The organism is Nevskia soli DSM 19509 (genome assembly GCF_000711955.1).
GTDB classification, from domain to species: Bacteria; Pseudomonadota; Gammaproteobacteria; order Nevskiales; family Nevskiaceae; genus Nevskia; species Nevskia soli.
In genome coordinates this window covers 17,501-32,245 of record NZ_JONR01000049.1, presented here as the reverse complement: position 1 = coordinate 32,245, position 14,745 = coordinate 17,501, and the positions used below count along the sequence as shown (strand labels likewise).

Here is a 14,745-nt window from a genome sequence, read left to right as displayed (position 1 = left end):
GGGAGGGGGTTAACGGCGGGGTTGCTTTGAGTGCGGTGCTGGTTCATCCCTCGATACGAATCGCTTTGCGATTCACTCGGGACGAACGGGGGTGGTTTGTTGGCTTTTAGGTTTACGGCGGCGGGCGTGGGGCTGCCGTACGGGTGCTGGCCCTCTTTGGCGCAGGTTGAAGGTGCGTCCCTCACCCCTGCCCCTCTCCCGTCCCACACAAGGGACTCCCTCTGGTCGGAGGGAGAGGGGGTTAACGGCGGGGTTGCTTTGAGTGTGGCGCTGGTTCATCCCTCGATACGAATCGCTTTGCGATTCACTCGGGACGAACGGAGGTGGTTTGTTGGGTTTGAGATTTACGGCTGGGCTTGGTGCTGGCTTTGGCCTCGATTGACGTGAGGCATTTCGCAACCCTGGATTCCGGCTTTCGCCGGAATGACGTTGGGGGCCGGCTTTTGTGGGAATGACGAGAACGTAGTTGGGATACCTATCGATGCAACTGCGTCACTACACGGGATTTGGCGGGATCAAGCTTGCGGCGGCGGTGGGTGGGGAGCCGTCTGCGCAGCCGGTGATTCTGTTGCATGGGGGTGGGCAGACGCGGCATGCGTGGGGGCGGGCGGCACGGGAGTTGGTGGCGGAGGGGTATTTTGTGATTTGCCCGGATGCGCGCGGTCACGGTGACAGCGCTTGGGCGGAGGATGGGAATTATCGGCTGGATGCGTTCGCGGCTGATTTGCGGGCGATCATGGGGACGCTGGAGAAGCGGCCGGCTTTGATCGGGGCTTCTCTGGGGGGCGGGACTTCTTTGCTGGTGGTGGGGACTGGCTCTGTGCCGGCGGCGAGTGCGCTGGTGCTGGTGGATATCGTGCCGCGGCCGGACCCTGCGGGGGTGGGGAATATCGTTCGCTTCATGGGTTCGAATCCGGAGGGGTTTGCGAACCTGGATGAGGCGGCGGAGGCGGTGTCGGCTTATAACCCGCACCGGCCGCGCACGACGGATCACTCGGGGCTGATGAAGAATTTGCGCTTGCGGGCGGATGGGCGGCTGTACTGGCACTGGGATCCGAAGTTCCTGGCGCCGGAGTTCCGGCTCGATCCGGAGGAGTACCAGGCGCAGCTGGAGGCGGCGACGCGGGGGGTGCGGGTGCCGACGTTGCTGGTGCGGGGGGCGATGAGCGATATCGTGAGTGAGGAGGCGGCCGCGGCTTTGCAGCGGGCGATTCCGGGGTGTGAGTTGGTGGATGTGGCGGGGGCGGGGCATATGGTGGCGGGGGATAAGAATGATGTGTTCAATGCGGCGGTTAGTGGGTTTTTGAGGCGGCATTTGGGGTAGGTGTCTCGTGATGCTTGTGGCGGCGCATGAGTTGAGTGCGCGGCCCCTCACCCCGGCCCTCTCCACATGTTCATGGGGAGAGGGGGAATTGGGTGTTCTTCCCTCGCCTGCTTGGCTTTGAGGGGTTTACGGCCGGCGGCCATGGGCCGCCCTACGATTGTTCGATTGTTCGATTGTTCGATTGTTCGATTGTTCGGATTGATGGAGCGCGTGGTTGTCGTTGTATGACGCTTCGTTGCCGGATTTGATGCGTTCCGCCTGCGGCGGAAAGAAGGTGCAATGCGCTTCGCCCCTCGATACACGTTGCTTCGCAACGCACTCGGGACAGGCTTATTGCACCCTACGGGCTAACCCGAGGTCGTGGTTCACTGCGTTCATTCCAAGTTTTCTAGAACTGGATTTCCGCCTGCGCGGAAATGACGGTGGGAACGGTGTGCGCGTGATTCGCTGCGGCTTGCCTGCCTAGAGCGGGGGCGGCACGGGGATGGGTTGGGTGGCGTCGAAGTTTGGCGCGGGTGGGAACATGTCACGGTAGGCGGTGTAGATGGTGATGGTGAAGATGGGGGCGGCGATGAGCCAACCGAGGAAGAACGGGATGGTGGCGGCGATGGCGATGGGGATGGCGATGAGGCCGTAGACGAGCAGGGGCATGAAGTTGAGGGTGCAGGCCTTGAAGCTGGTCTTGAAGGCTTCGACGGGGCTGAGTTTGTGCAGGACGATGAGGGCCGGGGAGAGCCACATGCCCATGAGGACGGGGATGTAGAGGCCGATGAGGATGAGGACGACGAGGAGGATGGGCAGAAGGTTTTCGAAGAGCGCGTCCATGTCGATGAGTTTGTCGGGGGCCAGGCCCATGCCGAGGAAGGCGATGAGGACGCCGACGATGCCGAGGACGAGGAAGGCGGCGAGGTTGAGGAGGGCGAGGATGATGAGGTCGCCGAGCTGGCCGCCGCTGAAGCCGGCGAAGAGGTGCTCGACTTTTACGCCGTCGCCGCTGGCCTGGTGATGGGCGGCGAGGATGAGGCCGGCGCTGAAGACGGGGCTGAAGAGGGTGGTGAGGATGGAGCCGCCGTGGACGGCGGAGGCGGCCATGTTGATGATGATGTAGATGAGGAGCATGCCGATCCAGGTGCCGGGGGCCTGGCGGAAGAGGTCGTAGGCTTCGGTGAACCAGGGCCAGGCGCGGCTGGTTTCGACCTGGCGGAGTTGGGGTGCCGTGGTGCCGGTGGGGGTCATTGGACGGGTCTTTTCCGGGTGGCCTGGGCTTGAGTATGCCTGGGTTGGGGGGTGTGGTGGCGGTATGCGCTTCTTTGCGGCGCGATTGCCGGGCACTGGGTTCCGGCTTTTGCTGGAATGACGATGGGGCGGGCGGTGCGCTGGCCTCGTCCCTCGATACGAATCGCTTCGCGATTCACTCGGGACGAACGGGCTTTTATGCTGATTGCGAGAGAAGAAAAAACCCGCACTTGCAGCCGACTTTCCCGAGTACGGCACTCACCTCAAGGCGCAGGCAATCGTAAACGGCCTCGCCCTTCCCCGCTGGCGCGGCATGGCGCCGTGGGCGGACACTAGGCGCCATAGGCTGCGCTGCATTCCCCTGACATGGTTGTCTGATCCAAGGAGTGGCTCATGATGAAGCAGTTTGCTTTGACGGTTGTTGCCGGTGCGGCGCTGGCGGGTTGTGCGGATATGACGGTGGCGCCGCCGATGACGATTCCGGATTCGCTGAAGGTGCCGGATGGGCAGGTGTTGATGATGAAGACGCAGGCGAGCGGGTTTCAGATCTACCAGTGCAAGGCTTTGGATGCGGCGAAGTACGAGTGGACGCTGCTGGCGCCGGAGGCGACGCTGTATGACGCGTCCGGCAACCAGGTGGGGAAGCATTACGCGGGGCCCACCTGGGAGACGCTGGATGGGAGCAAGGTGGTGGGTGAGGTGAAGGCGAAGGACGCGGGGACGGATGCGACGGCGATTCCGTGGTTGCTGCTGGCGGCGAAGTCACATGCCGGGGATGGGATTTTCAGCTCGGTGACGTATGTGCAGCGGCTGTTTACGGTGGCGGGGAAGGCGCCGCCGGATGGGTGTGATGGGGGGCATGTGGGGGCGGAGTTGCGGGTGGCTTATAAGGCGGCTTATTACTTTTATGCGGTGAGGCCGGCTTCGGGGATTTGATTAAAGCGGGTTGATGGCGAGTGCGGGGCTGGGCCGTCCCTCGATACAAATCGCTTCGCGATTCACTCGGGACGAACGGGGTTTTTTGTTGGGCTGATGAAAGCCGGTTTGTGCGGATAGTGTCGTCTTGGCCCCTCCCTCGATACGAATCGCTTCGCGATTCACTCGGGACATTCGGCAAAACACACCCGCTTCGCGGGCACTCGGGGCGAACGGACCTTTTTGCCTAGCTGATGAAAGCGGTGCGGGCTGGCGCGGATGGTGCATTCGAGATTGTTAGATTCGGCGGCCACAGGCCGCCCTACTGTTGGTTTTGAATGGACGGGGTCTGGCTGTGGAATGTCGCGGCCAGATCCTTCGCTTCGCTCGGGATGACAAAGCCGCACTGGATGACGGACACAGGATCGGGAGCCGGTATGCGCTGGTTTGTACGTGGGGATATCGACGGGTTCTTTGGCTTGGCGCTGGATAACCTGGTGCAGTTGCTGGTGTTGTCTTCGCTGTGCCTGGGGGTGCTTGGGTTTCCGGCGGAGCTGGTGTTTGGGCGGGTGTTGCCGGGGGCGGCGGTTTCGCTGCTGGTGGGGAATCTGTTTTATGCGTGGCAGGCGCGGCAGTTGGCGCGGCGGGAGAACCGCACCGACGTATGCGCCCTGCCCTACGGGATCAATACGGTTTCGCTGTTTGCGTATGTGTTTCTGGTGATGCTGCCGGCGAAGCTGGCGGCGCAGGCGGCGGGGGCTGCGGATCCGGCGCGGGTGGCTTGGCATGCGGGGTTGGTGGCTTGTTTCGGGGCGGGGGTGATCGAGTTGGTGGGGAGCCTGGTGGCGGAGCGGATCCGCAAGTCGACGCCGCGGGCGGCGCTGCTCTCCACCTTGGCTGGCATTGCGATGACGTTCATCGCGCTGGGATTTCTGCTGCGGACTTATGCGCAGCCGATCATCGGGCTGGGGACGCTGGCGATCATTCTGCTGGTGTATTTCGGGCGGGTGCGGTTTCGCTTCGGCTTGCCGGGTGGGTTGGTGGCGGTGGTGCTGGGGACTGGGTTTGCCTGGGCTACGGGGCTGGCGCCTGCCGGGTCGCCGGGCGGGGTGAGTGTGCATTTGCCGGTGCCGGTGTTGGGGGAGCTGTTTACGGCGCTGCGGGGGGATTACTGGCTGACGTATTTCTCGGTGATTCTGCCGATGGGGTTGTTCAATGTGATCGGCTCTTTGCAGAACATCGAGTCGGCGCAGGCGGCGGGAGACAGTTATTCGACGCGCAGTTCGCTGGCGGTGAACGGGCTGGGCTGCGTGGCGGCGGCGGCGTTCGGTTCCTGCTTTCCGACGACCCTCTACATCGGGCATCCGGGATGGAAGGCGATGGGGGCGCGGGCGGGATACTCGGTGTTGAACGGGGCGTTCATGAGCCTGATCTGTTTCACGGGGACGCTGTCGCTGATTGCGTGGGCGGTGCCGATCGATGCGGGGATGGCGATTGTGTTGTGGATCGGGATCGTGATTGCGGCACAGGCGTTCCAGGCGGTACCGCGCGCGCATGCGCCGGCGGTGGTGATGGGCTTGCTGCCGGGGCTGGCGGGGTGGAGTGCCTTCATGGCGAAGGCGGGGCTGCATGCGGCGGGTGCGGGGATACCGGGCGGGACGCCGTTCTCGGTGGACCTGATCGAGACGTTTGGCAATTCGGATATCTGGATCGATGGAGCGCTGCGCCTGGAGCAGGGCTTCATTTTGAGCGCGATGATTCTTTCGGCGATGACGGTGGCGGTGATCGAGCGGCAGTTCATGCGTGCGGCGGCGTGGTGCCTGGCGGCTTCCGCGCTATCGGCGGTGGGGCTGTTGCACTCTTATCAGTGGACGCCGGCGGATACGGTGTTGCGCTTGGCGCCGGCCTGGCCTTGGGCGATTGCTTATCTGGTGATGGGCGCGTGCTTTGGCTTGGCGCGGTGGGTGACGGTGCCGGTGGAGGGTGTGGTTGAGGACGAGGCTTAGCGGGCGTGGTGCGGTGCTGGCCGGCGCGGGGGCATCAGGGATTGTGAGTTTCGGCGGCCACAGGCCGCCCTACTGTTAGCTCTGAGCGGAGGATGGCCAAACCGGACATGTCGAGGCCAGATCCTTCGCTGCGCTCAGAGCCTGCCCCCGAAGTTGTAGTCGGGGGATGACAACTTGGGGATTACCTGGATTCTTCTTGCGCGCACTTTTCTGAAGTCGTCGAACTGGATTCGCTGAATTCACAAACGAAATGCAACACCCTATGTTGGAGGTGTTGCGATGGGACAAAAGTTCAAGCAATTCAATCTGGAAGACCGCTGCGAGATTGCCCGGCGGCGCCAAGCCGGTGAATCGATCCGGCAAATCGCTGCAGCTGTGGGTTGCGCGCCGTCGAGCGTATCGCGGGAGTTGAAGCGCAACGGCGGTGTGGACGAGTACAAGCCGGTGTATGCCACCGAGCAGGCCCAGGGGCGCCGCTGGCGCGGGTGCCGGATGCTGCGGGATACGGCGTTGCAGGCGGCGGTGCTGGAGCAGCTGAGATGGGGCTGGTCACCCGAGCAGGTGTCGGCTGCCCTGGCGCAGTCCGGTATGCGCATCAGCCACGAATCCATTTATCGCTTCATTGCGGGTCAGATTGCCCGGACCAAGGATTATTCCTGGCGGTTGTATTTGCCACGGGCCAAGAGCAAACGCGGCTTCCGGGGCCGTCGCGGTGGCAGCTCGGCGCTGCATATCCGCGAGCGTGTCTCCATTGCCCAGCGCCCGGCTGAAGCAGGCGATCGGGTCCACCCGGGTCACTGGGAGGCTGATCTGATGCTCTTCGGCCGCCATGGCCAGGCCATCCTGACTTTGCATGAGCGCACGACCCGACTGACCGTCGTGGTCCGCCAAGCTGGCAAGGCCGCAGCCCCGGTGGCTTGTGCCATCCAGGATTTACTCGCGCCGCTGCCCGCCGCCCTGCGTCGCACCCTGACTTTCGACAACGGCACCGAATTCGCGCTCCATCACACACTACGAAAGCCTTTGGGCATTGAGACTTTCTTCTGTGATCCTCATGCACCCTGGCAAAAGGGTGGCGTGGAGAATGCCATCGGCAGGCTTCGCCGCAGGCTGCCGCGCAAAACCGATCTGGAAACGATCTCCAATGATCAGATCCAACTCCTCGCCCGCCTTTACAATCACACTCCTCGAAAGTGTCTGGGCTTCAAAACACCCGCTCAGGTCTTCTCTCAGGTGTTGCATTTGGAATGTGAATCCAGCTTCCCGCCTTCGCGGGAATGACGAGGAAGGGAGAGAGGCGCTTCTCAGCCTGCTTCCATTTTCCGCTTGCCCCTATTCCGCCGGCGAACGATCGCGCAGCCACTGCGACAGCAGCCACTTCTCGCCCTGCGTGGGCGGGAGGCCGGCGTGGAGGGTGCGGGGGTCGGGTTGCTGGTTGGTGTCTACGTTGGCGAAGAGGAGGGCGTCGCCCTTGCGGCCCTTGTAGCGCAGGCCGAGTTGGGGGAAGTCGGTTTCGCCGCCCTGGTAGTCGTCGTTGAGATAGACCAGCAGGGTGGCGATGCGCTGGCCGCGCAGGGCGAGTTCTTCGGTGAAGCCGGGGGCTGCGGGGTCGATGAAATCGTAGTGGGGGGCGAACTGCTGGCCGACCTGGTAGTGCAGGACCTTGGTCAGCTCCATCACGGCGGGAGGCAGGCCGGTGACGTTGGCGATGCGGGCGCGGATGAGGAGCATGACGAGATCGGACTCGACGATGTTGAAGTCGGTCTCGCTGTTGGTGCGTGACGCGTCGATGCGGGCGCCGCCGTCTTCGGCGTAGACGCGGGCGCGCTGGAGTTTGCTGCGGCCGCGCATGATCAGCCAGTTGCAGACGCCGGCAGGCAGGAAGTGTTCGACCTTGCGGATCCTGGGGGCGTCGCTGAGGGATTGCTTGGGCGGGGCCTTGATCCAGGCGGCGATGTCGACGGTGCGGCGCAGCCGGGCCCAGATGCTCGCGTCCGGAGGTGTGGCGGCGCTGGCTTGCGTGGCCAGGTCGCGGTCGGCGCTCAGGAGGGCAAGCTGGGCCTGGGCCTGCTTCCAGCCGAGCTCGGCGGCGCGCTGGAGGTGGTCGAGGGCCTGCTCCCAGTTCTGCAGGCGGAAGACGCCGGCGCCGGCCATCATGGCGCGCAGGGCTTCAGCTTCACCGCTGCCTTTTTCGGCGGCGGCGGTGATGAGTTCCGCACCGCGCTGCTGATGCGCCCGGCCGCGCTCGCCGCCGAGCAGGCGGGAGCCAAGCTCGGCGGTGGCGGCGGGGTCGCCGCTTGCGGCTGCCTGTTCGATTTGTTCGAGACTGCGCACTTTCCCGCTGCCCTATCCCCGCGTGGTGTGGTTGCATGATAGCGGGCGCGGCGGGGCTTGGGGCTGGACTGGGCGGGTTGCGGGGAGCGGGGGTGAATGGGCGGGATGTATGCTTGGGGCTGGACTGGGCGGCACCAGGCGAACTGGTCCGCTACGATGGAAGGCGCTTGAGGAGATATGGCAATGGAAAACGGGAAGCTGGATACGGCGCTGGTGCGGCTGCGCGAGGAGCTGGGGCGGCTGAAATCCGGCGATGTAGTGGCGCGGCAGCATATCGAGCAGCTGATTGCGGATATCGAGGGGCATGTAAGCGGGAGTGATGCGGCGCAGGAGCGCGAGCCGCTGGTGGCGAACATTTCGGATGCGGTAAGGCGGTTCGAGGTGGAGCATCCGAAGTTGACGGCTTATCTGGGGGAGATTGCGGCGGCTTTGGGGTAGGGGCTGCCGTGCTTTGTTGTTGGTGCTGCTGGTTTTGGAATTGATTGAATCCCGCCCAGGTGCATAGTTCGCCAAAACTGGATTCGCGCCTTCGCGGGAATGACGCTGGAGGATGGGTTCCGGTCTGGCCCGTCCCTCGATACGAATCGCTTCGCGATTCACTCGGGACGAACGGGGTTTTCTTGAAGGCTCATGAAAAGCGGGGCGCAATGCCTTGGCTTTTGTGCGGTGTTGGATCCGCCTTGCTTGATCCGGCCTACGTTTTGCGCAGTGTGATGATGGCTTGACGCGGTGAACGGCGGGTCGCTGACCCGCCCGACGTTACGTTCGCAGGGCGAAGATGGCGGCCACAGGCCGCCCTACCCTCTTAATTACGGTACGGGGACCAGGCGGGTTCGCGGACGTCTTCGTCGGCGTGGAGTTGGCGGAGGACTCCGCCCAACGCGCGGATTTTTAGCTGGCCGCGGCGGGCGTCTTCGGCGGCGTAGACGAGCATGGCGCCGTTGGGGGCGAAGCTTGGCTTTTCGTCGCGGGGGCCGCCGCTGATGAATTCGAAAGAACCTGAGTCGAGATTGTAGAGGCCGATGCGGGAGTCGCGGCCCTGGTCTACGACGACGGCGATGCTTTTACCGTCCGGTGAGTAGCTGGGATTCGAGGTTTGCTTGCCGTAGGCGGGGAGTTGCCTGGCGGTGCCGCCGTCGACGGACATGGTGTAAACGCGGGCGACGCCGCCGCGGTCGGAGGTGAAGGCGATGCTCCTGCCGTCCGGAGACCAGCTGACTTCGGTTTCGATGCCGGCGTCGGTGGTGATGCGGCGGCGGGTGCCGCTGGCGATGTCGATGAAGTAGATGTCCGGGTTGCGGCCGAAGGAGAGGGTGAGGGCGAGGGTCTTGCCGTCCGGGGACCAGGCGGGTGAGCCGTTGATGCCTTTCTCGCTGATGAGGCGGGTGGTCTTGCCAGTTTCCAGGTCGTGCACGTAGACGGCGGAACGGCCGGCGTCGTAGCCGCCGTAGGCGATGCGTTTTGCATCCGGTGACCAGGCGGGGGACATGAGGGGATCACGCGATTCGGCGATAACTTTTTCGTCTTCGCCGTCGACGTTGCTGACGAGGAGTTTGTAGCTGGCGTTGCGGCCGGGCTGGGCGACGGCGACGTAGGCGATGGAGGTGGCGGCGACGCCGCGGATGCCGGTGAGTTGCTGGAGGATCAGATCTGACGACTGATGCCCGGCGAGGGTGACGTTGCCGCCGGGCGGCAGCGGCAGGTTGGTGAGCCAGGTGATTTTTTCCTGGCGGATGTCGGCGATGCGCAGATGCAACGCACTCGGGTTGGCGCCGGGACTGGTGCCGACGGTTTGCAGGCCGGGGGCGCTGTCGGCGGGGCCCTGGAGGATGACGTAGTCGACGCCGAGGGCTTTCCACTGGGCGTAGTGCAGGGGCTGGGTCCAGTCCGGCTTTTCGGGGAAGGACTGGGCGTCGAGGGCGGTGTAGGGGCCGCTGTGGAGCAGGTCGCGCTCGGTGACGGCGCGGGCGTCGGCCAGGGGAGAATCCGGCTTGCCGACGGCGACGACGGCGATGCAGTGGCCGCCGGAGCTGGCCTGGCAGCGGGCGACGGGGACGGAGGCGGTTGCGGACGGCGGGGTTTCGGGCTGCTGGGGCGAGGCCTGGCAGGCGCTGAGCGCGAGCAGGACAAAGCCGGTGGGGACGCGACGCATCGGGATTTTCTCCAGTTATCGGATCCTGGTGTGTGCCCTGAGCGGGCGTCTGCCAAGCGCAGCCTCCATCGGGCCCCGCGCGATCTTCGTGCAAGGATAGACAATGCGGCGGCGGCGGGAGTTCGCGGCCGTTACATTGGCTTGCGGCACGGCTCGCTTTGCAGCGGGCCGATTGCGGCCACTTTCACACGGTGGCGGCGGCTTTGGCCGCCACTACCCTGCTCCATGAATTGGCCCGCTACTGGCCCCGCTATTGCGCGGGGGTGCTGCCCATGGCGGGATCGGAAACCGAGGATTTGCCGGTTTCGATGCGGCCGGCGAAGCGGCGGGTGAAGCCGCCGGCGGCGTCGACGAGGGTGGCGGTGAAGTCGTACCAGAGGAAGCTGGTGACGAGCGGCCACTGCATGGTCTGGGTGTCGCCGGGGGCGACGTCGATGGTCCAGTCGGCGTGGCCGTAGTAGGCGTTGTCCTTGATGAAGTAGTGGGCGGTGGCGCTGCCGTGGTTGTGCAGGTCCAGATGCACGGCGCCGTTGACGGGGTCGTAGCAGACGCGCACTTCGGGATCGGCGCCGTTGCGCAGGATGCTGGCGTCGCCGGTGAAGTGGCGGTGCCAGCCGTTGTGCGACAGCACCCACAGATCGTACTGGCCGTTATCGGCGGTGAGATCCCAGGTGTCCTGCAGGGTCTTGCCGGGCTCGATGCCGTAGCGGCGCGGGATGCGGTCGAGGTGGAGCTTGTCGTAGACGTGGAAGACGGCGGCGACGCTGCCGGTATTCGCGAAGAGGATGTCGAGCTGGTTGGCGGCGGTATCGGCGCGAGACGTTGCGTGCAGCTCGTAGGGCAGCGCGCGGGAGAACTTGGTGCCGGCGGGTTGCACCGGGGTGGTCTGGTCGGCTTCGCTGGGCTGCGGCACTTGCGGCTTGGCTTCCTGGCTGGCGCGGACGGTGTCGGCCTGGAGCTTGGTCTGCGTGGGCAGCGGGGAGAGCATGCCGTCGTTGGGGTTGACGAAGTTGAAGGCGGAGGTGAGGTCGCCGCAGATGGCGCGGCGCCAGGGGCTGATGTTGTCTTCGCGCACGCCGAAGCGGGCTTCGAGGAAGCGCAGGACGGAGGTGTGACTGAAGGTTTCACTGCAGACCCAGCCGCCGCGGCTCCACGGCGAGACGGCGTACATGGGGACGCGCGGGCCGGGGCCGTAGATGAGGCCGTCGGTGTGGGTTTCGCCGCTGGTGTCGATGGTGCTCATGCCGGCGGTGCTGCCGTCCGGATTCCTGGCCGGGATGCAGGGCGCGGGGGCGTGGTCGAAGAAACCGTCGTTCTCGTCGAAGTTCACGATGAGGACGGTCTTGCTCCACACGTCCGGGTTGGCGGTAAGGGCGTCGAGCACTTGCTGGATGTACCAGGCGCCCTGGATGGGGCTCGAAGGACCGGGGTGTTCGGAGTAGGTGTCGGGCGCGACGATCCAGGAGACCTGGGGCAGTTTGCCGTTGGCCACGTCCCGGCTGAAGCCCTGGAGCATGTCGGGATTCAGGGTGTTGCCGCCGGGCAGGGTGTTGGCGATGCCTTTGTAGAGCGGATTGCCGGCGTTGTCGGAATCCTTGTAGGGCGTGTACGGAAAGCCGCTGGACTGGTTGCCGTGTTTTTCGTTGGCCTGGCGGTAGGCCTTGAAGCCGGCCAGGGGGTTGTCGGTGAAGTTGTTGGGGAGGTTCTGGTAGAGCTTCCAGGTGACGCCGGCGGCTTCGAGGCGCTCGGGGTAGGTCGTCCAGGTGTAGCCCTCGCTGGAGGCATCGAGCGAGTCGAACTGGTTGGTGATGGCGGGGCCGCCGTTCGCACCGGTGGGATCGTTGGTGCCGGTCCAGTGGAACAGGCGGTTGGGATTGGTGCTGCTGTGGATGCCGCAGTGGTAGGCATCGCAGACGGTGAAGGCATTGGCCAATGCGAACTGGAAGGGCAGCTCGGCTTCCATGTAGTAGCCCATGGACTGCGGCTCTTTATAGGTGGGCCATTTGCCGAGGCGGCCGTTGTCCCAGGCGTTGTGCGCATCGCCCCAGCCGTGCGGGGTGCCGTTGACGCGCTGGGCGTTGCCCTTGCTCATGTCGAGGTGGTACGGCAGGAGGATGCGGGAGCTCCCGGATTCATCCAGCTCCTGCTGCCAGACGCTGCGGCCGTCCGGCAGCGGGATGGTCATGCGATCGCCGAAGCCGCGCACGCCCGGCAGGGTGCCGAAGTAGTGATCGAAGGAGCGGTTTTCCTGCATCAGGATGACGACGTGTTCGACGTCCTTGATGGTACCGGTGAGGTTGTTGGCGGGGATGGCGAGGGCGCGGCGGATGCTGGCGGGAAGCGTGGCGCCGAGGGCGGCGCTGCCGGCGAGCTTGAGGAAGTGACGGCGATCGAGCGGGCTCATGAGCGGCGCGCCTCCGGCTGGGCGGCGCAGGCCATTTGGGGGTTGGCTACGCCCGCCGCGGCGGCGGCGCCGAGAACGGGTTCGGGGGCGCAGTGCAGGGCGCTGGCCGGCGGCGGGTTGGAGGGCGGCGGCGTGGTGTTGCCGGAGCCGCTGTTGTTGGCCGGCGCGGTGCTGCTGCCGCAGGCGCTGAGCGCGAGAAGCGCGAAGAGCGCCGTTGCGGTTGCAGGGCTGCGCCGGCTGAGACCGGCTCGATGTGTGGTGGTCACCTTTTTATGCTCCCCGTTGTTGGCGATGGCTGCGCCTGGCGCAGTCAAAGCGGGGAAGCGTAAGTGGCGACTGCTTCAGTCGAATGACGGATGAATCACGGCTTGATGACGATGGGATTGCTGGTGCATCGGAGCTGATTTTCCGAACGCACAAACGAAAAAACCCCCCGACTTTCGTCGGGGGGTTGTTCCGTGTTTAGAGCCTGGCAGTGTCCTACTCTCGCATAGTCATCGCTACACTACCATCGGCGCTGAGTCGTTTCACTTCGGTGTTCGGGATGGGAACCGGTGGTGCCAACTCGCTATGGCCGCCAGGCAAACTGACTGGAATGCCGAGCTACGCTCGTCACTCCGAATTGGGTTGTAGTCAAACAAAGTATAACTCAAAGCCTTGTTCTCAAAGCCTCAGATACTTAACAGCTAAAAATGCTTGAGTGTTATATGGTCAAGCCTCACGAGCAATTAGTACGCGTTAGCTACGTGCATCGCTGCACTTCCACACCGCGCCTATCAACCTTGTGGTCTACAAGGGCTCTTAAGGCAGATTAAATCTGCGCGAGATCTCATCTCGAGGTGGGCTTCCCGCTTAGATGCTTTCAGCGGTTATCCCGTCCGTATTTAGCTACCCGGCGATGCCACTGGCGTGACAACCGGAACACCAGAGATACGTTCAACCCGGTCCTCTCGTACTAAGGTCAACTCCTCTCAAATCTCGAACGCCCACGGCAGATAGGGACCGAACTGTCTCACGACGTTCTGAACCCAGCTCGCGTACCACTTTAACTGGCGAACAGCCAGACCCTTGGGACCTGCTACAGCCCCAGGATGTGATGAGCCGACATCGAGGTGCCAAACACTGCCGTCGATATGGACTCTTGGGCAGTATCAGCCTGTTATCCCCGGAGTACCTTTTATCCGTTGAGCGATGGCCCTTCCATACAGAACCACCGGATCACTTAGACCTACTTTCGTACCTGCTCGACTTGTTTGTCTTGCAGTCAAGCGACCTTATGCCTATGCACTCACTGCGCGATTTCCGACCGCGCTGAGGTCACCTTCGCACTCCTCCGTTACTCTTTGGGAGGAGACCGCCCCAGTCAAACTACCCACCATACAATGTCCCTGACCGGGATATACCGATCGAGGTTAGAACTCCGAGTTTATCAGGGTGGTATTTCAAGGTTGGCTCCATCAGAACTAGCGTCCTGACTTCAAAGCCTCCCACCTATCCTACACAAATAAACTCAAAATCCAGTGTAAAGTTGTAGTGAAGGTTCACGGGGTCTTTCCGTCTTGCCGCGGGAACACTGCATCGTCACAGCGATTTCAATTTCACTGAGTCTCGGAAGGAGACAGTGGGGCTATCGTTACTCCATTCGTGCAGGTCGGAACTTACCCGACAAGGAATTTCGCTACCTTAGGACCGTTATAGTTACGGCCGCCGTTTACTGGGGCTTCGATCAAGAGCTTCGCCTTGCGGCTGACCCCATCAATTAACCTTCCAGCACCGGGCAGGAGTCACACCCTATACGTCCACTTTCGTGTTTGCAGAGTGCTGTGTTTTTGATAAACAGTCGCAACCCCCTCTTAACTGCGACCCTATTCCGCTTCAGCCGCGAAGGCTTACACGTACATAGGGCGTACCTTATCCCGAAGTTACGGTACTAATTTGCCGAGTTCCTTCTCCCGAGTTCTCTCAAACGCCTTAGGATACTCTCCTCGCCCACCTGTGTCGGTTTAGGGTACGGATTCCTTTTGCCTGAAGCTTAGGGGCTTTTCTTGGGAGCGGGGTCTTAATCACTTCGGTCCATAAGGACCTCGTCGTCACGTCTCGGTATTGACCCCCCGGATTTGCCTAAGGGATCTACCTACACGCTTAAACCGGCATCCAACAGCCGGCTGACCTAACCTTCTCCGTCCCCCCATCGCAGCTAAGGAAGTACAGGAATATTAGCCTGTTTGCCATCGACTACGCCTTTCGGCCTCGCCTTAGGATCCGACTTACCCTGCGCCGAAAATCGTTGCGCAGGAAACCTTGGGCTTACGGCGTGCAGGTTTTTCACCTGCATTGTCGTTACTCATGTCAGCATTCGCACTTCTGATACCTC

General features: G+C 63.3%; 10 protein-coding genes and 2 rRNA genes (1 of these 12 running past the window's edge). 5 read left to right on the top strand and 7 right to left on the bottom strand.

What is annotated here, in order from left to right; genetic code table 11:
* The first annotated feature begins 481 nt into the window (after window positions 1–481).
* Entirely contained in the window at window positions 482–1,324 is an 843-nt protein-coding gene (locus BP26_RS0120155) for an alpha/beta fold hydrolase (RefSeq protein WP_029922362.1), read from the top strand.
* A 462-nt stretch (window positions 1,325–1,786) separates the two neighbouring features.
* Here BP26_RS0120155 and BP26_RS0120150 read toward each other — a convergent pair whose 3' ends face one another.
* Entirely contained in the window at window positions 1,787–2,560 is a 774-nt protein-coding gene (locus tag BP26_RS0120150) for a BPSS1780 family membrane protein (protein ID WP_051749217.1), read from the bottom strand.
* Between the two features lie 393 nt (window positions 2,561–2,953).
* Between BP26_RS0120150 and BP26_RS0120145 the strand changes: the two genes are divergently transcribed.
* The 3 genes from BP26_RS0120145 (at window position 2,954) to BP26_RS0120135 (ending at window position 6,762) form a co-directional block, all read left to right on the top strand.
* Window positions 2,954–3,496, top strand: coding sequence for a DUF3455 domain-containing protein (locus tag BP26_RS0120145; RefSeq protein ID WP_051749216.1), 543 nt, complete (start codon window positions 2,954–2,956; stop codon window positions 3,494–3,496).
* A 416-nt stretch (window positions 3,497–3,912) separates the two neighbouring features.
* Window positions 3,913–5,481 (top strand): SulP family inorganic anion transporter, encoded by a 1,569-nt coding sequence (locus BP26_RS30945; protein ID WP_029922359.1) that lies wholly within the window; start codon window positions 3,913–3,915, stop codon window positions 5,479–5,481.
* A gap of 279 nt (window positions 5,482–5,760) precedes the next feature.
* Window positions 5,761–6,762 (top strand): IS30 family transposase, encoded by a 1,002-nt coding sequence (locus tag BP26_RS0120135; RefSeq protein WP_029922358.1) that lies wholly within the window; start codon window positions 5,761–5,763, stop codon window positions 6,760–6,762.
* 51 nt (window positions 6,763–6,813) lie between these two features.
* Here BP26_RS0120135 and BP26_RS27885 read toward each other — a convergent pair whose 3' ends face one another.
* Window positions 6,814–7,815: a 2OG-Fe(II) oxygenase gene (locus tag BP26_RS27885; protein ID WP_051749215.1), complete on the bottom strand. Its 1,002-nt coding sequence runs from the start codon at window positions 7,813–7,815 to the stop codon at window positions 6,814–6,816.
* 177 nt (window positions 7,816–7,992) lie between these two features.
* On the opposite strand from BP26_RS27885, the gene BP26_RS0120125 reads away from it, so the two are divergent.
* A complete protein-coding gene (locus tag BP26_RS0120125; protein WP_084183271.1) occupies window positions 7,993–8,253 on the top strand; it encodes a DUF4404 family protein in 261 nt (86 codons plus the stop codon).
* Window positions 8,254–8,620: 367 nt separating this feature from the next.
* Here the strand turns inward: BP26_RS0120125 and BP26_RS0120120 are convergent, their stop codons facing one another.
* The 5 genes from BP26_RS0120120 to BP26_RS0120100 all read right to left on the bottom strand — a co-directional run.
* Complete coding sequence (locus BP26_RS0120120; RefSeq protein WP_051749214.1) at window positions 8,621–9,967, bottom strand: DPP IV N-terminal domain-containing protein; 1,347 nt, start codon at window positions 9,965–9,967, stop codon at window positions 8,621–8,623.
* 250 nt (window positions 9,968–10,217) lie between these two features.
* Entirely contained in the window at window positions 10,218–12,371 is a 2,154-nt protein-coding gene (locus BP26_RS0120115) for a phosphocholine-specific phospholipase C (protein ID WP_029922354.1), read from the bottom strand.
* Complete coding sequence (locus BP26_RS0120110; RefSeq protein ID WP_157572662.1) at window positions 12,368–12,637, bottom strand: hypothetical protein; 270 nt, start codon at window positions 12,635–12,637, stop codon at window positions 12,368–12,370. The genes BP26_RS0120115 and BP26_RS0120110 overlap by 4 nt, the downstream gene beginning before the upstream one ends.
* 201 nt (window positions 12,638–12,838) lie before the next feature.
* Window positions 12,839–12,953, bottom strand: a 5S ribosomal RNA gene (gene rrf / locus BP26_RS0120105).
* Window positions 12,954–13,078: 125 nt separating this feature from the next.
* Window positions 13,079–14,745, bottom strand: a 23S ribosomal RNA gene (locus BP26_RS0120100); it runs 1,200 nt beyond the window's last position.